General features: G+C 48.8%; 13 protein-coding genes and 1 pseudogene. All 14 read right to left on the bottom strand.

The genetic code is table 11. The features are described 5' to 3' along the window. Positions 1–505 precede the first annotated feature (505 nt). The 14 genes and pseudogenes from ACOZK9_RS09335 to ACOZK9_RS09270 all read right to left on the bottom strand — a co-directional run bounded on the left by ACOZK9_RS09335 (position 506) and on the right by ACOZK9_RS09270 (position 18707). Positions 506–1303, bottom strand: coding sequence for a hypothetical protein (locus tag ACOZK9_RS09335; protein WP_421555679.1), 798 nt, complete (start codon positions 1301–1303; stop codon positions 506–508). Positions 1304–1767: 464 nt separating this feature from the next. After that, positions 1768–2178: a hypothetical protein gene (locus ACOZK9_RS09330; protein WP_421555678.1), complete on the bottom strand. Its 411-nt coding sequence runs from the start codon at positions 2176–2178 to the stop codon at positions 1768–1770. Between the two features lie 109 nt (positions 2179–2287). Next, on the bottom strand, positions 2288–3007 hold the full coding sequence (locus ACOZK9_RS09325) for a hypothetical protein (protein WP_152749251.1): 720 nt from the start codon (positions 3005–3007) through the stop codon (positions 2288–2290). Positions 3008–3198: 191 nt separating this feature from the next. Further along, a complete protein-coding gene (locus ACOZK9_RS09320) occupies positions 3199–3948 on the bottom strand; it encodes a hypothetical protein (RefSeq protein WP_152749252.1) in 750 nt (249 codons plus the stop codon). 2 nt (positions 3949–3950) lie between these two features. Next, positions 3951–4235, bottom strand: a complete 285-nt coding sequence (locus ACOZK9_RS09315; RefSeq protein WP_152749253.1) for a hypothetical protein — start codon at positions 4233–4235, stop codon at positions 3951–3953. Positions 4236–4468: 233 nt separating this feature from the next. After that, positions 4469–5200 (bottom strand): hypothetical protein, encoded by a 732-nt coding sequence (locus ACOZK9_RS09310; RefSeq protein ID WP_421555677.1) that lies wholly within the window; start codon positions 5198–5200, stop codon positions 4469–4471. Next, positions 5200–8241 (bottom strand): N-acetylmuramidase domain-containing protein, encoded by a 3042-nt coding sequence (locus tag ACOZK9_RS09305; RefSeq protein ID WP_421555676.1) that lies wholly within the window; start codon positions 8239–8241, stop codon positions 5200–5202. The genes ACOZK9_RS09310 and ACOZK9_RS09305 overlap by 1 nt, the downstream gene beginning before the upstream one ends. A gap of 15 nt (positions 8242–8256) precedes the next feature. Continuing rightward, positions 8257–9243: an SEL1-like repeat protein gene (locus tag ACOZK9_RS09300; protein WP_152749256.1), complete on the bottom strand. Its 987-nt coding sequence runs from the start codon at positions 9241–9243 to the stop codon at positions 8257–8259. Between the two features lie 10 nt (positions 9244–9253). Further along, entirely contained in the window at positions 9254–11290 is a 2037-nt protein-coding gene (locus ACOZK9_RS09295) for a type VI secretion system Vgr family protein (protein WP_421555675.1), read from the bottom strand. A gap of 133 nt (positions 11291–11423) precedes the next feature. Further along, a complete protein-coding gene (locus ACOZK9_RS09290; RefSeq protein WP_421555674.1) occupies positions 11424–12233 on the bottom strand; it encodes a hypothetical protein in 810 nt (269 codons plus the stop codon). A 249-nt stretch (positions 12234–12482) separates the two neighbouring features. Beyond that, positions 12483–12671 (bottom strand): annotated as a pseudogene (locus ACOZK9_RS09285) (hypothetical protein); the annotation flags it as partial. A gap of 234 nt (positions 12672–12905) precedes the next feature. Further along, positions 12906–13763, bottom strand: coding sequence for a tetratricopeptide repeat protein (locus ACOZK9_RS09280; RefSeq protein ID WP_421555673.1), 858 nt, complete (start codon positions 13761–13763; stop codon positions 12906–12908). After that, positions 13756–16611: an SH3 domain-containing protein gene (locus tag ACOZK9_RS09275; protein WP_421555672.1), complete on the bottom strand. Its 2856-nt coding sequence runs from the start codon at positions 16609–16611 to the stop codon at positions 13756–13758. Before ACOZK9_RS09275 ends, ACOZK9_RS09280 begins: the two co-directional genes overlap by 8 nt. Before the next feature lie 53 nt (positions 16612–16664). Then, complete coding sequence (locus ACOZK9_RS09270) at positions 16665–18707, bottom strand: type VI secretion system Vgr family protein (RefSeq protein ID WP_421555671.1); 2043 nt, start codon at positions 18705–18707, stop codon at positions 16665–16667. Between the last annotated feature and the right edge of the window lie 10 nt (positions 18708–18717).

Raw genomic sequence — 18717 nt, 5'->3', positions numbered from 1 at the left:
GCCTAAAGTACGTGGTTTTCTTTGTAATAAAGATACTGCCGATCAACGATTCGCCGGTCGCTTTCAAGGAAAATCAATAGCACCTCCTTACCGATACGCGGGATGGTGATGCCACCATAGCGGTCACCTGATCAGCAGCTTGAGATGCATAGCCAGCAGTTGGTTTTGTCGTTGGCCAAGCCTTCGCGATGTTGGAGTAACAACCATAAAGCGTTCCACCCAGGTCGGAAAGTTCCAGGAAGCGCCCAGTGGTGGGCATGGTCTGGTTGCCCCAGCCTTCCGCTTGGTGGTAGTCGGCGCAGTGGCGCTCGACGGCGCGATGACTAAAGAGCTCCTGACGTGAGTGCGTCAGCAAACAGCTTGGGCCAGGCCAAGGCCGCGCCCAACCTCTTCAGGTTTATAGGTGGCATCGAGTAAGTTCGTCATTTTTCAAAGTCGTCAGCTTGATGGGGGACGCGACCAGTGCGCGTGGCCAAGCGAACCGCGAAAAAAACTTTAAATAAACTTAATTATTTCCAACTACAATCGAACTATCTCGAACCCACCCTTTGGTGATAACCTTTCCAATATAAGTCACCTGATAATACAGACCTTCCCCGCTTTCATAATAGTCATTAAGAACTATTTTATCTCCCTTCAAGAGATAAGCTTTTTTTTGGTCAAAACCGCCATCTATGTTTTTTTCTAAAAAGTAAACTTTGTCTTCGGAAACAGTCGCTTCCACAACGTTACTTGTACTTTGCTTTAGAATCTGCGGCTCAGAGCATGATGATTCAGTACACATCTGTCGCCTTTCCAGTTGCTCCGAAAATTCTTCTGAATTTTCGCACTTATAATAATCTTTGATCTTATCGGAATAGCACAACTTTTCCCTGCGCCTAAACGGACCATCAGTATAATCACTGAAAATTCCGCCATTAATAAAGTCGGGATTAGTAACGGTTTTCACCCTTGAGGTTTTAAATTTGCCCAACCCCACGTCATGGACAAACAAAGAATAACTCTCATTCACGTCGCTTTCCCCATATTTCAGCGCAAGTACGCAAACTTTCGGATTACCGGCAGCTCCGAAATACCCCAAAAGCTCGCCAGATTGCTTATCAAAATTTAGTAGATACGTTTCATTCATACTATTTATTATACTGACTACACCACCACGAACTTGAACTGAGTCATCACCACCTATACAGTCACCCGTTACATTTCGTTCCGTCTGCGGCGGAATAGTTACTTGTTCAAAGTGGGCGCGGACTGGAGCCGAAATTATAAGCCCAATTATAAAACACGCTGAAAAAGTCCTCATCTAACGACCTCTTTAATTTTAAAAAATGAACGCCATTCCGCTCTTCAGAAAGGAGTAAAACAACTGGCCATTGTATCGATCTGGCTTTTCACAGCTACTACGCAATGCCACCTAGGATATTCATATGATACCCACTACCAGCGAAACAACCGCACAGCAGGCCTACCACTCACATTCTCGCCCTGACGAAGATACTACATTTACAGTCGTATAAAACGAAAGCTTTTTGCCGTTTTTCTTAGCACACAGATTGATGAGACACTAGCCCCTTGAGCTAACACTTAATATTCACCGATTATGTTTCCTTTAAAGACCGCCAACCATATGTTTGTAGCTTGCTGTGGTATTCGCGAATATACTTCCTCGGCCCTCTATTTTTCAAAACTAAAGAAATTTGCGTGATTTTTGATCAGGGAATAAACACTGCCAGGCCTCATTCATCAAATCCTGCCAAAGTAAAATGGCTATCTATCAGCTTCGGAGCAGCTGAGTTTTTTGATGGACGCGGAGGCAATCGGTATCACGCAGTTTCTACGCTGTTCACCAGTTGGCCGAAGGGGAGTTAAGCTTAAAACAAAATGAATACCATCGTCTTTTACGGAAATATCGTCAAAACTAACATTCGAAAAATCAAAATCAAAATTTTTATCTTCAAATGAGCAAACGTTTGACGTCGATAATACAGCCCAGTTGTTCTCGGCACTAAGCACCTGCACTACAAGACAGCTATCATTGAACGTTTTTACATATCTAACAACATTATCCCCTATACGACCCGTTGCTACCTGTGAGACAGCACCCAACTCTGGAATACCTGCGACTGCGCCACCGATTGAAAATATTAAAAAGATGGGGATAATGCGAGAAACCTTCATGAATCACCTCAAATAAGCAGCATGTCTATTAAATAGATCTTCAGGTACATTACGCCAAATCAAGCCTTTTCACATTTAATAAACCAGGCTTTACATCCAGACATGAACCCTACTCAGGCCTGTGTTGTTCAGCTACCGACAAGTACCTCATAGCGGCTTTATGTGACAAATACTTTTGAGTTTCTAAATTAAAAACGAGAGCAGGTGTAACGCACCCTTTTCTCATAACCCAATCGCCTGGTGAGTTCTTCTCAAGCTCCTCTGAGATTTTTGTTAGAGCGTCGCCTCCCAAGCCAGCCACGCAAGCGCCGAACACGCTGCTATAAGCGGCTTCTGCATGGTCGTTATTTTCAACCAGCGACTGATACGTTACGGAGCTAAATGGCACTTTTTCTTTTTGATAAAATGTATTAGATAATGAAATCTCATCCGCAGACGCTACAACCTCTTCACTTAACAGTAAAAACTGTTCATCCTTGAAAAACGCGATGATACTTCTATCATAGCAAACGCTACTTGACGGGCTGCAGAACCGATATCGCAACGAGATGTTATTATCTGCGACTGATAATCCTTGAAAAATCTCCAAACCACCTTTGTTTTTAATGCTATTAGGAACCAGTTCTTCATTACGCAAAATTTCTCTGCTATTTGAAATGACACTTAACGTGTAAAATTGACCACCTTTATCTACAAGTTTTATTGTATCTGGATTTCCATCGCCGGTTACATCTCGCTTCATCACTAAAAAATCTGATGCGCTTGCAATGCTAATGATCGCATTAAAAGAAAACGCAATAAAAAATTTAAAAACTGATAATAGATTCATGGCATGTACTCCAAACCATCTTACAAAAAATAGGACACCCAAGCTTAAATATTTTTATTCTTAAATCTGACACCTGATACTAGCGGTTGAACGTGTAGCTTGTTTAGCTGTTAAATTGGTCAGGCCCGCATTGGCGAGCCTCCAAGTTAACGTATTACCCGCAAAAGACACTTATGTAGGACGAAGAAGTTTTATCGAAGCAAATCGCTTAAAGACGCTTTATCATAACGACTAAATTTATTAGCAATATTATCTGACGACACATCTAAATATACGGCATCATTCAAAGCATTGGCTTGATACACAGAAAAAACCGGATTTAGGCCAAACAAGTGTTTTTTTGTCTTCTGGTCGATTAATGTTTCAGGCACTGAAGAGCTCAAATCTTCCTGGGAACCATAAACTCTCCGAAGTTTAGTGGCACCAAAATCTGCCTCATCCACATTTAGTATAGATACCGGATTGCTCAATAGCGGATCTATAACTACAACATCGGCGGTTTTTTTCCACTCATCGGTAAACGTATATGCTAAATCTTCATAATCTTCCACCAATGGCTTCTTTAAACCACACACCGCTTTGTTGATTAGTACACCATTTTGGTCATTTCTAACGTCGGCATAAATACAGTCTATAAGGATTTCTTTGCCTTGCCTAACCAATGTGAAGTACGTTCGAAAAGCCGAACGCGATGCCAAGTTTTCATAAAACAGAGCTTTACCGCCATTAAAATCAATAAGCGCCCTTGTATTTTCACCCTGAGCTCCAACAATATGCGCGAATGATTTGCTACCACCTGGCCAGGTAACATTTAAACTGTTTGTTTTTTCATCGACCGAGTAGATATCTTTTTCAGTAACCGCTGATTTTTCTGCCAGCGAGTGACCGGCGAATGAAAACGTGAGCACTGTTATGGCTATACGTACTTTTTTCAGATTCATAATTATTTAGTCTCCGGCGTGTTAGATGTGGCTTTTAATATAGATTCAAATTTTTTTGCATAGCTTGCAATTAGAGCCTTTTGATCTACGCCATTAATAACATTGCGAGCACCTTCATAATCTCTGGTCGTATTATTAACATAAGTACTCAGCTTTCCACCTGTAAATATTCCCTCCTCCATCCCCCAAATCATAATGGGTGTGGAATTTTCAAACCCGGCGGTTTCATCTGGATAATTTACAAAGTCGACTCCAAAATTTTTTTGGCTTTTTGGTGCCTTTTTCAAGTCAAATTAACTAATCCACGAGCTCGATATTTAAAGCCAGGATTTACGGTATACATGACGTTAAATTCAAGCGCACTCTGCCTTCTATAGCAATATATAAGGCTTTTAGAGATTTTAACTTTCTAAATCTATTGGTCCTCACCGTCCCGGGTTGTAGTTTTGAAAATTCCGATTAATTACCTTGGTGAAAATCAACAACCAGACACGAATCATCCCCATGATTTCCAAAAACTTCAAATTATGGAAGACAGTTCAATCCACCTAATCAACGCTTTTCCGCTTTTCATATTATAAGAAATTTTTAAGAACCCTGACTTATACTCTAAGAGACTAACCTCATCCCCTTTCACCAGATAACTTTTAATCCTGGCAGACTCTGATGGATCAGAATACAAAAAAGCCTTCTCCACATTAATTTTAGCAACCGCGCCGATGCCTTTAAGTTTTAAAGCTGCTCCACCAAAGATATCGGCGCTATTGATTTCTGAAAATTCTAACGAGTTTGGATGAATCACGTAATTAACCAGAACTATAGAAGCCACTGCTTTTGCGACATCGGCTGAGGGAAGCCGTAACTCCTTACTAGCACTATTAAATAAAATATTTCCTGTCGACCGGGAAAGTACTAACTCATCTACGCCATTAGGATAACTCCATACAATCTGATAAGAACCGCTATCTAGCATATTTATATCAGGGATATTCGAATTATCTTCAATATCTTCGAGACTTATCAACCTATGGTTTGAACCTATCAAAACACCATGATCTGTTTCGCCTTTATAAAAATCAAGCACAGCGTCAGTAGGGAATTTTGAATACTGGTAAAGGCACGCGAATTCCGCCCCTAAGTTATACTGTTTAAATAGATGGGCACCCGATGGAATTACCGTGCTGCAGTTCTCCGCACCATGAGCAACACTGTAAAATAGAAAAAAGGCAAAAAAAACATTTGAAATCTTCATTACCACTCCGCCTTAAGCTTTGTATAAGCATTAGAAATTCTTGTATCGTAGCCAACTTGATTGGCACCATTATATTTCTTCGCAATTGTTAGCCAGTTTTTGTTCTTCATCGGTTCCAACATATTTTTTTCTTTAGTGAGAAAAACCTTAAAGTATTGCAGGTGTTGAAGTGCGCAGTAGTTTTGTGCCTCTACTAGTTCGTCAACACTTTCATACAATTGGGAATAATATTCCCCCATAACCTGAAACTTACCCCAGGAACATGCCTTGCTCGCAGAATCTTTATCTAGCTCACGGGCCCGCAGCAATCTCTCATATTGTGCTTGTTCGGTACCATATGAATAACCGGATTGGTAGACATGGACTATTTTTGGTTCAGTCGTAGACAAGTCATCCAACTGTTGGCTTGTGTAGCCTTTGACTTTAAGAAAACGGTACATATAGTGACGCTCGTAAAGTATTGCAGCATGCTGTTTTCCTGCGACGAACTCCTTAAACGGTACTTTATCACCCGTTTCGGCAACAGCGATGGCGCGAAGCACTTCCCTTTCGACCCCGAGCTGCATAGCTAGTAGCTCGAAGTGCTCCTTAGTTACGTCACGAAAACCTACCTGGCAGGGTGAGTTGACGATTCCTTGCTCGAAACAGAAGCATCTATTACTTGGCAATAAGTTACTAATGATTGCTACTGGATGAAAGTGCGTTATTACACCTATGCCGTTTCCAATTGCTGCTCCACCGGTCAAGTCATCCCAAAATACCATTTCATCTATTCGTTCTTTTTCGTGCTTCAACGTCTTAGGCGAACCCTCCAACAATTGATCCAACTTGCTCCACTTAGGCGCATCGGCCTTGTCTTTCCACTCAGTCGGATGGTGTGCAATCAGCTTGCTCCACTGATCCCGCGTCTCCGCATTTTTCAGTGCCTCCGCGAGTTCGCCCGCATCGACCTCACCGTTGTGATTGGTATCGATCTTCGCAAATAGGTCTTTGAAAAACTGTGGCGTGTCCTCTGGGTCGAGGAAGCCATCCGCTGCGGTATTGCACTCCTCAACAATCTGGAAGCCCAGTTTCTCCCAATCATGCTGAGTGACGATTTCCGCTTCTGTTTTTTTGATCAGGCCGCTCACCGGCTGGCCATTCTCAATCACACTCACTTCATACCAATCTTCAGTGCCTTCCTTGATAACTGGAGCCTTACTCAAATCGACCGCATGCTGGTTCTTGAGAGGGGTCACATCCGTAGCCGGGGCTTTTTTCTTGAGTCCAGCCCCTACCGCAAGGTACAGATACTGCTTGCCGGATTTCAAGCCCGCGACGTTTTTGAGGAAATCTTTAACGCCTGCTTCGGCGGTAAAAATCTCCACGTGGACTTGGTGCTTGCTGTTGACACCACCCTCTTCGCTGGTGATATTTTCGGTGAGCCCGAGGTAACCGATCGGGTCACCCGCTTTGATGCCGGTGCTGGCCGTCTCAACGGTGTTGAAGCTGGTAGGTGTTAAAGAGGTCCAATCGAGAATGCGGTAATCACGCTGATTTTCGACACAGGCCCAAAAACTGGACGGTGCGGTTCCTGCACCCGCGAGATCGCCACTGATTTTAGTGCATTTGGCCATTCGGCGTGTAACACCGTTAACCGTTAGATTCAGCACATCCTTGCTGTCGAACTCAACAACGCTGCCGGTAATAAGCTGCAGGTTGCCCAGCTTGGCCCCTGCGGGCTGACCGTTTTGTGGCGAAGCTGGATCGGCATACAAGTCGAGTTTGTTGACAACTGTGGCCTTGACCTTACCTTGCCAGTAATTGGGGCGCAGGCGCTCAACGATTTTGTCGGCTGTCCAGATATTCTTGGGCTCCGAGTTTTGGTAAGGCGCGCCATTCTTCAGGTAGGCGAACCATACTTCAGCACCGGCCTCTCGGACTTTGCGGTTAACGTTCTTCACACTGCCGGAGAGAATTTTCCCCCTTGCATAGGTGACGTTACCGACGTCTTTCTGCTCGAGAATCTCAAGCTTGGTGCCCGTCGATAGTTTCCCTGGGGATGGGGTTCCGTTTGCTTCGGGGAATACGTCGTAGGCCTTGAAGTCGTTTACCGTCATGGTGACTTTAGGGGTGGGTCTTTCAGTTTCAGCTAATGGGTAACGCTGATACGGCAACAGATGCATATAGAGGCTGTAAAAATTCAGCGTATTTTGCTTGCCTTTATTCGGCCCTTCGTCGGGGTTAGGTACGGACTTGTACTCGTGCCGCACTAGACAGAAGGAGTTAGAGTATTTGAGTTTTTTCTCGTTATCTCCAAACGTCGACTCCAGATAATCGTCGTTAAGGCGGTAGGCAACCACTTCGCCGTCGGCCATGCAGCGCACCGGTTCATTCAGCACGCACTGAGGGGCGCTGGTGTCGGTGATGTGGATTCCGCCGTGCCAGAACTTATTACAGCCCAAGAGGTAGTGCCCAGATGTCTCCGCTCCCAGGGCCTGGTAAATCTCCTCTGCATCAGTGAACTGTTTACCGTCGGCCTTCCTGATGGGGTACTGAAAAGTCATCAGCGGCGCAGGACCGGCAGGCGCAGGGGCTGGTGCTGCAGGCGCAGGAGTTGGCTGTCCCCCCGTTTTGTACTGTGCCTTAGGGCGAAGAAATTTATCCGGCATCGGCCAGTAATTACTATTAAGGCCAAACTTAGCAGATTTCGGCCCCGTCGACGTTTGGGACCCAAAAAAATTGCCTTTTACCCGATTCGCGTCTAGATCTTCAACGACCCCGGTGTGCCCTCTGGTCACCCACAATGCGATGTCCCCACCATTAACATCGACATCGGCTAGCGGTATGACATCAAAATAAGTTGTATCGTTAGCTAACTGAGCTGTCGTTTTATAGGGAATGTCATAACCCGCATCCCGCAGCATTCGATTCAGCAAATTCGAACAATCGATTTCTTTGCGTCCGTTGTTATCTGCGTCTGCCGTACCGTGCCCGCCTAAGCCGTACTCATATTGGCTGCGTGGGTAGTTTGCTCGTTGCTCGAGTAGTCCTGTGCTCATAGGAAGCTTCCTGCTTTAAAGACAATGAATTGAGCTGCTGGCAGCAACGCCTTGCGTTACTAGGCGTGCCACGGCGCGAGCGCCGATCTCACGCTCGCTTTTTTCAACATCCTGATAACACGCCATAGCTCGAGGCAGATCTTTTGGAACCAGCTTGCCTGTTTCATAAGACTCGCCCAGTTGAACCAGCGCACCCGCTGATCCCAGGCGCGCGGCACGTTCAAGGGAAGCAACTGACTTTTGCGGATTGATACAGGAACGCGACTTGTCGTACTCCCCTTCATCACAATAGAACTCAGCTAACGCGATACCCGCATCAGCAATCTTGTTTGATGCAGCGATCAAAAGGTCGTAGATCTTGGGCGTTGGTAACTGCGGCGCCTGCCCTGAAAGGCTGATGCTGGCTGCGGCAAATGCCGCTTCCGCTGAGCCTTTTTGTGCACCATCAAGGTAGCTGTCCAAGGCCGCCTCGTACAACTGAGCTGAAGAATCTGACTGCGCCTGAATGCCTAAATCGTTAAACATGGCTCCTCTACGCAATGCACGCTCATCCGCAGACAATAAAGTGGTCTGGTTCTGAGCATCCAGTACCGTTTCGAGAGACCAATCTTCAACGCGATTAAGCACCCAGCAATCAGCGTGCGTGAAGGTAAATATTTTCAGAACTGCACCTTGCTGGTCCCGTGCAATCAACCTGTTCGGTAACTTCAACTGTAGGATTAGATCAGACTTCGAAGAAAACACATTCAACTCATCTGCGCCCAGTGCCGTGATTTCTTTCTGTATTACTTTGGGATTTCTTCCATCAGCAGCAACCTCCAGCTTCAGCACTGGGGATGCAGTAAAAGCGTGGCGCACTTCGGAAGTGGCCGAAAATGCTTTCACGAACGTTGCAAAATCGTCGCTTGGACACTCCGCTGCAAAAGCCTCTGAACTCAACCCACAGGCCAGTACAACCAACCCTTTAAGGCAAAAAAGCCGTAATCTATTGTTCTTTTTCATAACCAAATCATCACTCAGAAAACACAAAAAAAGCCTTCGGTTTAACCTTCTCAGGCGGCGCATTCACCAACGCCTGATCCATCAAACTCCCCGCCTTATCCTGATCCGCAGCCCCCGGCAACAACGGTGGCTTAATCCCTATCCCCGTACCATTCCCCGCCGAACCACCCGCATTCACTTTTACCACCGGCCCGACAACCGTGATCCCGCCCGCATCGAGTTTGATAAAACTCCCGCCGGCTTTCATCGTCAGTTCCATCCCGGCCTCAATGACGATCTTCTCACCGGCCTTCAGGTGTATCTCGGTACCCGCGCTCACCAACTGTGCCGTGCCCAGCTTCACATGCTGGTTTTGCGCAATGGTCAGGTGGTCGTCCATGCGCACTTCAACTTTGCGATCCGCATACGTGGTGCGGTGTTCTTCAGCCTTTAGCTCCGTATAGGTGTTCTTCTCAACCGTATCGTGGCGTTCGTTGCCCACGCGGATTTTTTGGTCGTGCTCAATGTTTTCGTCCCAATCGCGCTGGGCGTGCAGGAAGATCTGTTCCGCACCCTTTTTGTCTTCAATGCGCAGTTCATTGAAGCCTCCGCCACCGGGTGAACTGAGGGTTTTGAACACGGTGCGGGTTTTGTTGGCCGGCAGCGGGTACGGCACCTGGTTTTCTTTGTGGTACAGGCAGCCGCTGATCAGTGGCTGGTCGGGGTCGCCTTCGAGGAAGGTGACGAGCACTTCCATGCCGATACGCGGGATGGCGATGCCGCCGTAGCGGTCGCCCGCCCAGCCGCTGGAGACGCGCAGCCAGCAGCTGGTTTTGTCGTCGGCCAGGCCTTCGCGGTCCCAGAAGAATTGCACTTTGACGCGACCGTATTGATCGCAGTGAATTTCTTCGCCTTTGGGGCCGGTGACCACGGCGGTTTGGCTGCCAAGCACGCGTGGTTTGGGGTGTTCCAGCGGCGGGCGGTAGAACACGTCCCACGGCGTGGCAATGAAGCGGTTGCGGTAGCCTTGGTGGAAGTCGTCTTTGTTGTCCGTGGTGTCGCTGGTCACCGACTCTTCGAGCACTTGCGGCTGTTTGCCTTCGTGCGAGAGTTGGGTCAGTAACCACAGGTCGTTCCACTCGGTGCGTGGGTGGTCGGAGAGTTCCAGGAAGTGGCCACTGGCCAAGGTGGTCTGGTCGCCCCAGCCTTCGGCTTGCTGATAGTCAGCGCGGTGGCGTTCAACGGCGCGTTGGCTGAGGAAGTTGCCGCGTGAGCGCGTCAGGAAACGGCCTGGGTAGTCGTAGTCTTCCAGGTCCGGGCCGGTTTTATCACCATCGGGTTTGTAGGCGGCTTCGAGTTGCAGGCTGGGCTTTTCAAAGTCGTAATCGCGACGGGTCACGCGGCCGGTGCGGGTGGCCAGGCGTACTTTAAAGCCCTTGATCACGGGTTCGTCGGCGACCATGCCGCTGCCTTGCACATAAGCAGTGGGCTGGCCGAGTTTGGGGAATATGGCCTGGTCGTCGCCAAACACCAGCACATGCGCATCCGCGCTGTGTTGAAAGTGGTAGTGCACGCCCTCTTCTTCGCACAGGCGCTGGACGAAGTGCAGGTCGGTTTCGTCGTACTGCACGCAGTAGTCGCGTTCCGGGCACGGCTGGCTGAGTTGGAAGCGGTAGGCGTTGCCCTGAATGCCATGTTCTTCGAGGATCAAGGCAATGATCTTCGGCGCCGACATTTGCTGGTAAATCCGCTGGTTAGTGCGGTGATGCAGGTATTGCAGGTGCGGCACCAGCGACACGGTGTAGCGGCTCAGGCGCTTGCCGGCGTCGCCTTGGGCAACGCGGTAGAGTTGGCCATGCACGCCACGGCCTTGCGGGTCGAACGCCAGAAAGGCCTGCTTGTGCAGGAGTTTTTCCAGGTCGATGCGCGGGTTTTCACTGACCAGTTCGAGGTCGAAGCGATACGGCTGGCTGATGCCTTCGGTGCCGGTGAACGACAGCACTTGCAGATCGCCCTCGAAGTCATCGATGGTCAGGCTGAAATGCGTTTCGTTAGACGGGTTAAACATGCTTCGCTCCCTGCTCGGTATTCATCGGCAGCAATAAGAAAATTGCGTCCAGTGCATCGTACGTAATCATGGGAGAACTACCGCGCACGGAAAAAACCATATCGCCCCCCAAATATTGCCGCAACCCTTTCGATTACTTGACTCGCTCCATGCTCGGCGGCAGGTAACTTTCGTCTATTGAAACCCCAGCGGCTTTAGCGCGCGCCTCTGTACTCAGGCGCTTATTCAGAAGCTGTTGCAGATGGGCGGGAAAAAGCTCTTTCCATTTAGGTCTGACCGACTCTTCAAAATCCCCCCTCCAGAAATTCTCCAAAGACATAAACTCAACATCTATCAGGTAAACACCTCTCCGAGCTGGATCGGCGGACGAATCTCTTCGCTGCACTGTTACATGAGACATGTAATCGCCACTGTACATATACCAGCCATAAAATCCATTCGTTGCCAACCATTCCGAAAAACTCATTTCGTAATTTACATCAAACAGCGGGTTAGCAAGTGACGTCTTACTGAACAAACTGTCTGCCCGGTCAAGCTTACTTAACTCCGCACCGGGGATCCGAGGGGCAGATGGATAGTAATATTTCTTCCAACCTGAAGCTTTTAAATCGGAGATCAGTGAGTAGATAAGTTTCTTATTCTCTTCATGAGTGCTATTGTCCGGTAGCCCGCGGAGCGTCACCGTAAAGTTTTCGACATTCCTTGTTTCCAATTCATCGACTACAACATTCAAGCCCACCGCATTTTTTATTAAAGATGTACCTTCAGGCCAGCCGACAGATACACTCATCAAAGACTGATCTTTGCGCCCACGACGAATTTCATACCAGCACATACTGACGGCAGACAAACAGTCAGTAGAAAATCTTAAAGGGCTGCCACTTATCAAATCAACAACAGCCCCACCTAAATTCACATTTATAGTCACGACTTCATCTTTCAACTTATCCACACTATCTTTGTTGGCACTATCGCATCCTATGAGAGATAAACATAGAAGCACCCAATACCATCTCACATCTTGTTCCTCCACACTGAAATCTCAGCAATCATGCGTTCCATGTATTCTCTTTTACTTATCATCAAATCATGATACGTGAAGGAAATTTTTATATACTCCATTCGATCCTGAACACTATACAAGCCTCCTTCAATCAGTAAAGACGCGGCCGTATTGATAGCGGTGGATCTATTCGCCTTTTGGGCCGGTGACCACCACGTTTTGGCTGCCGAGAACGCGGGGTTTGGTGTATTCCGGCGCAGGGCGGTAGAACATGTCTCAAGGCGTTACGTTGAAGCGGTTGCCATAGCCTTGATGGAAGTCATCTTTGTTGTCGGTGGTGTCACTGGTCACCGACTCTTCGAGCACTTGCTGTTTGCCTCGTGCTTGAAATGGTAGTGCAGGTGCTGTTCTTCGCACAGGCGCTATACATATAATTCTGCTTTGTCATATCGTTAAAATGTAAATCCCTGCCTGCCTAGGCAGTTTCTTTACGCTCATCAACTCCGCTAAGCGCCTAATCCAAGCGAAATTACCAAAAACGCACGACTATTTCGTAGATCACCAAAAATGCGATTTGAAAATCATTAAATATATTAAAACCACGTGATTTTTTTAATTCAATCTTAACCCTACACGCTTAGGTATCTTTCCCTCGTCACCTTTTTGCATCATCGCATCTCGGTACTCGCCATAGTAAGCCTTAGCTTCACTCAGTCTGCCCAGCGCCCAAAGGGAGTCTGCGACATTTAACTTAAGAGGGACTCTGCCAGGAGCAATATTCAACAGCCTATTATAAATTTGTATCGCAAAAAGATGCTCCCCCCCCTTTGCCAGATAATATCCGATATCGTTTAACTCGGAGATGTTTCTTTCCGGTGGAAAGCAAGCCATGTAAGACTCGCCCCCCATAAACAGCGAGTCTCTCAGCGAGCTTGAACGATAGTCATCAGGCGACAGATTCGACGTTTTTGAAATTAGCTGGCTTGGCGAAATACCCTCTTTTGAAAAATCAAAAACATATCCCGTCGACAACTTCCAGTTATCCCCGACCCAAGCGCCATCACACTGCTGAGCAGAACCAATATTCTTTACGCAGCCGTTTTCCAAAGAAACCATATCACAGTATGCCTGAGCCGAAATAATACTATTACCTTGCTCATCCACTATTTCACCAGCATTAGTTCTCTGTACAATTATGTATTTTTTATCGGGAGACATCAGGCTAACATCCGAGCTAGCTACAACGCCTTCCTCTAAAGGTTTATTTTTTTGCGGAACGGCATATAATCGAATTTTACCATCAGCTCTGCTAAACTCAACATCTACCCATCCTCCATATTTTTGATCATACCCCCTAAACTTTAGCGAATTTTTCTCTACACCTTCAATATCAACTAAATCGTCATTCGCATGACACATAGAAGAAAAAACCAAAACAAAAAATAGTCCAAACCAATACTTATTAAACATTCAAAGCACCTTTAAGTTTATTATATCTGTCAGCAGGCTCTGTCATCCCAGCACGACCAGGCCCGTACAGCTCTACAATTTCCCACTCGTATTTCTCGTGATTTATCCCCCAAGTAGAAACGTCTTTACTGACGCTTGGATTTTGCAAAAAAAACTTATCCAAAGCCTTTTTTAAATTTATAACCACATTTACGGGCCTATTAACACTTTCGTCTAATGCTACAGCTCGACCGAGCGCCGACAGGAACAATTGCCCAACCGTAAAGTTATACGTATTGGGTGTTAAGAGCAACACGTCTCTTAAGCGGACTATAAAATCAGAAATTTGAAGTTCAACATAAGATGGAGATCCAATAGCGCATGAAAAAGCCGAAACGGGCTTGCATTGCACTACTTTCCCGTAAGTCCCCTCACTACAGCCACTACGCAACTGTTTTTTCAGCTCAGCAAGTTCAAGCTTTGCGCCGTTCGCAAACCCTGGATCTTGATAATACATCCTTGTCACGTCAGAGTTGTTATCTACATACCAACCTTGACTCTCAAATAGTTCGACATATTCATCAGGGTAAAGATTTTTGAACTTATTGACTTGAATTGGTAGCTCCCCACCTCCCGCGGGGTTGATAGTCTTTTGCATCGCACCTGCAGTCAAAATTTCGCTATCGTACGATTGAACCGCATTTATTTTTCCTTCATTTTCACACATAGCAGATATGATTTTCTTCTCAAAAGGTGTTACCTTTCCAGAGGACTCCATAGCGCCCCATTGAGTTGCGTCCCCTAACTTCCCCTCCCCCCAAACTATTGGACCATAATACGTTTTCCATCGAGTAACTTTTACTTGAGCATTGCAGGCACATTGTTTTTTCCGTGAAAATATCTCTACCAGCGAAATGGGATGAGCATGCAATATTAACCCATTGGAACTGAGCCCTTGCTTTTCGGCCACGACGTCCCACCAAGATAGTCTTTCAATCCTTTTTTTCTCGGCAATCCAGCTCACGTTAGGTTGCTCTACCGTATGTCCCATCAATTCGTCCAACGCATCCCACTTTTCTGCTTTATAGAACCACTCACTTTCGTACTTGGTCACGAGCTGTGAAATAGGTTGTGAAAACCATGGTTTAGCCAAAGCCGCTCTAATTTCTGCAAGCGTCAGTCTGTCATTTTTATCGGTATCAATGATGCTGTATAGGCGCTCCTTGACCGGCCCGCTCGCAGATACGCTAGCCTTAGGCGCGTAAGTGCCTTTTTCGCTGTCGTCTAATTGATTGAGATCGTTAAGATATGCAGCCAGATGATCCACATTGCTAACTGACTCTTCGAGAAACTCGAAACCCTGCCACTCAAAAGGTGAGTGCCGTGAAAGCGCAATGTCCGGCTCAGCAAACCACCCACTGATCCCGTTCCCTTGCTCATCACCGAGCAATCCATCTAATTGCCACCAGTACGTAGTCGTCGTAGAACCACCCATGGCAACTGATTCTTTAATCTTCTTATCCGCCGGAAGCGATTCCAAAGCACCAACTGAAATTACGAAGTCGTAACCTATCGCTTTACCTGGATCTGCGGCTTTAGGTGGGTGGGATGCATCAATACTTGGTGAATGCGTAATCAGCCTAGAACCCTTGGGGATTTTTACCAGCGTCTTTTCTGCTGCGGGCGAGCTTGCAGCTTTGGCTCTGCTTTGTTCCGTAAACGCTTTCACATCTTCACAACTGAATACCTCAAGGTGGAGTAGATTCTTGGGCGCCGCATCGTCGTGATTCTGGTACTTGCCCACATGGCCTATCACGCTGCCCGCCTTGATAGGAAATGGCTGCTCCAACAAATGAACAGTATTCTTCGCCGCTGGCTCATTCTTCGTTTCCAGCAACCCTTCCCAGATATAGCCCAGTATGCCGTTGGATGCGCTCAGCGGCGGAACGGCGTTGCCGCTGACGATTTCCAGTAATTTCTGATACTTGCCTCGCGTTCCATCATTGCCGATTTTCACTTCGGTGCCGACCGGCAGGATGGCGGTGGTGGCACTTGTTTGACTAGCCGCTGCATGCACGGCCAAGCCTTTAAGAGGTGGGTTCATCTCGTCTTTTGCCGCAGCACCGATTACATAGCTATTGGGCGTTGCGCCGGCTGTCATTTCTCGTTTGAACACCCAGCCACTTCCCGCTGGGACGTTAGGGTCTGCAGGCGTGACGCTTAAAACTTTGAGCCAGCCGTTTTCCTCCTCACCGGTTTCGACAACGGTGCCTCGGGGCAGAACACTTAATACGCTTGTATAACCTGGCTTGCCTCTTGGCTCTTGCCTAACCCTTAAGCCGAGTATTTTGTCATCGGCGCTGGCTTTGACCTGACATGAACCACCGCTCCAAAATGGCGGACGGGCTAGCGTCGGATTCGACGTGTATCCCGCCCAGTCCAGCAAATGCATATACAGGCTGAAAAACGTCAAGCTTGGTCCGGGCGCGGCAGCGGCAGGTGGGGCTCCCGCCGCCGGTGCAGGGGCTGCCGGGGTCGGCACCTCAAGGCGGTGTTTGATCAACACAAAACCAGTCGAATAGACCGCTTGCGTTGAACCGTAGTCTGATTTCGGATAGGTCTCATCAATCCTGTACGCCACTACCTCACCGTCAGCAATGCATCGGACTTCCGTCAAGTCCCCCACCAATCCGGTGCTTTCATCGAAGTGAATGCCGCCGTGCCAAAGTCCGTTAGCGCCCAGCGGATAGTAACCGTCCTTGGCTTTTGCTAACGCAGCGTAATACTGCTGCGGATCGGTTGGCTCCGCCCCGCCGACCTTCAACGGATATGCCCACTTCTCTACCTTGCTTGTCGTTGTCTCAGTCATTGCTCATTACCTGAATTCAGTTCCTTGGGGACATTGCATGCCGCTGGTGTGTATCAACCGGAAAAGTTGAGCATTCGCTTAGGCTTGCTCTTGATTTTCTCCTGCTGATCATTCACCAACGCCTGATCCATCAAACTCCCCGCCTTATCCTGATCCGCAGCCCCCGGCAACACCGGTGGCTTAATCCCTATCCCCGTGCCATTCCCCGCCGAACCACCCGCGTTCACTTTCACCACCGGCCCGACAACCGTGATCCCACCCGCATCGAGTTTGATAAAACTCCCGCCGGCTTTCATCGTCAGTTCCATCCCGGCTTCAATCACGATCTTCTCACCGGCCTTCAGGTGTATCTCGGTCCCCGCGCTGACCAACTGCGCCGTGCCCAGCTTCACATGCTGGTTTTGCGCAATGGTCAGGTGGTCGTCCATGCGCACTTCAACTTTGCGGTCGGCATACGTGGTGCGGTGTTCTTCAGCCTTCAGCTCGGTGTAGGTGTTCTTCTCGACGGTGTCATGCCGTTCATTGCCAACACGGATTTTTTGGTCGTGCTCAATGTTTTCATCCCAATCACGCTGGGCGTGCAGGAAAATCTGTTCCGCACCCTTTTTGTCTTCGATCCGCAGTTCGTTGAAGCCTCCGCCACCGGGTGAACTGAGGGTTTTGAACACGGTACGGGTTTTGTTGGCTGGCAGCGGGTACGGCACCTGGTTTTCTTTGTGGTACAGGCAGCCGCTGATCAGTGGCTGGTCGGGGTCGCCTTCGAGGAAGGTGACTAGCACTTCCATGCCGATGCGCGGGATGGCGATGCCGCCGTAGCGGTCGCCCGCCCAGCCGCTGGAGACGCGCAGCCAGCAGCTGGTTTTGTCGTCGGCAAGGCCTTCGCGGTCCCAGAAGAATTGCACTTTGACGCGGCCGTATTGATCGCAGTGGATTTCTTCGCCTTTGGGGCCGGTGACCACGGCGGTTTGGCTACCAAGCACGCGCGGTTTGGGGTGTTCGAGGGCCGGGCGGTAGAACACGTCCCAGGGCGTGGCGATGAAGCGGTTGCGGTAGCCTTGGTGGAAGTCGTCTTTGTTGTCCGTGGTGTCGCTGGTCACCGACTCTTCGAGCACTTGCGGTTGTTTGCCTTCGTGCGAGAGTTGGGTCAGCAACCACAGGTCGTTCCACTCGGCGCGTGGGTGGTCGGAGAGTTCGAGGAAGTGGCCACTGGTCAATGTGGTCTGGTCGCCCCAGCCTTCGGCTTGCTGATAGTCGGCGCGGTGGCGTTCAACGGCGCGTTGGCTGAGGAAGTTGCCGCGTGAGCGCGTCAGGAAACGGCCTGGGTAGTCGTAGTCTTCCAGGTCCGGGCCGGTTTTATCGCCATCGGGTTTGTAGGCGGCTTCGAGTTGCAGGCTGGGCTTTTCAAAGTCGTAATCGCGGCGGGTCACGCGGCCGGTGCGGGTGGCCAGGCGGACTTTAAAGCCCTTGATGACGGGTTCGTCGGCGACCATGCCGCTGCCTTGCACGTAGGCCGTGGGCTGGCCGAGTTTGGGGAATATGGCCTGGTCGTCGCCGAACACCAGCACATGCGCATCCGCGCTGTGTTGAAAGTGGTAGTGCACGCCCTCTTCTTCGCACAGGCGCTGGACGAAGTGCAGGTCGGTTTCGTCGTACTGCACGCAGTAGTCGCGTTCCGGGCACGGCTGGCTGAGTTGGAAGCGGTAGGCGTTGCCCTGAATGCCATGTTCTTCGAGGATCAAGGCAATGATCTTCGGCGCCGACATTTGCTGGTAAATCCGCTGGTTGGTGCGGTGATGCAAATATTGCAGGTGCGGCACCAGCGACACGGTGTAGCGGCTCAGGCGCTTGCCGGCGTCGCCTTGGGCAACGCGGTAGAGTTGGCCGTGCACACCACGGCCTTGCGGGTCGAACGCCAGAAAGGCCTGCTTGTGCAGGAGTTTTTCCAGGTCGATGTCGGGGTTTTCGCTGACCAGTTCGAGGTCGAAGCGATATGGCTGGCTGATGCCTTCGGTGCCGGTGAACGACAGCACTTGCAGGTCGCCCTCGAAGTCATCGATGGTCAGGCTGAAATGCGTTTCGTTAGACGGGTTAAACATGTTCGGCTCC

This window comes from Pseudomonas kitaguniensis (assembly GCF_049199985.1).
In the GTDB taxonomy this organism is placed as follows: domain Bacteria; phylum Pseudomonadota; class Gammaproteobacteria; order Pseudomonadales; family Pseudomonadaceae; genus Aquipseudomonas; species Aquipseudomonas kitaguniensis.
Note: the sequence above shows the minus strand (reverse complement) of the source record. Positions and strands in the feature narration are given on the sequence as shown.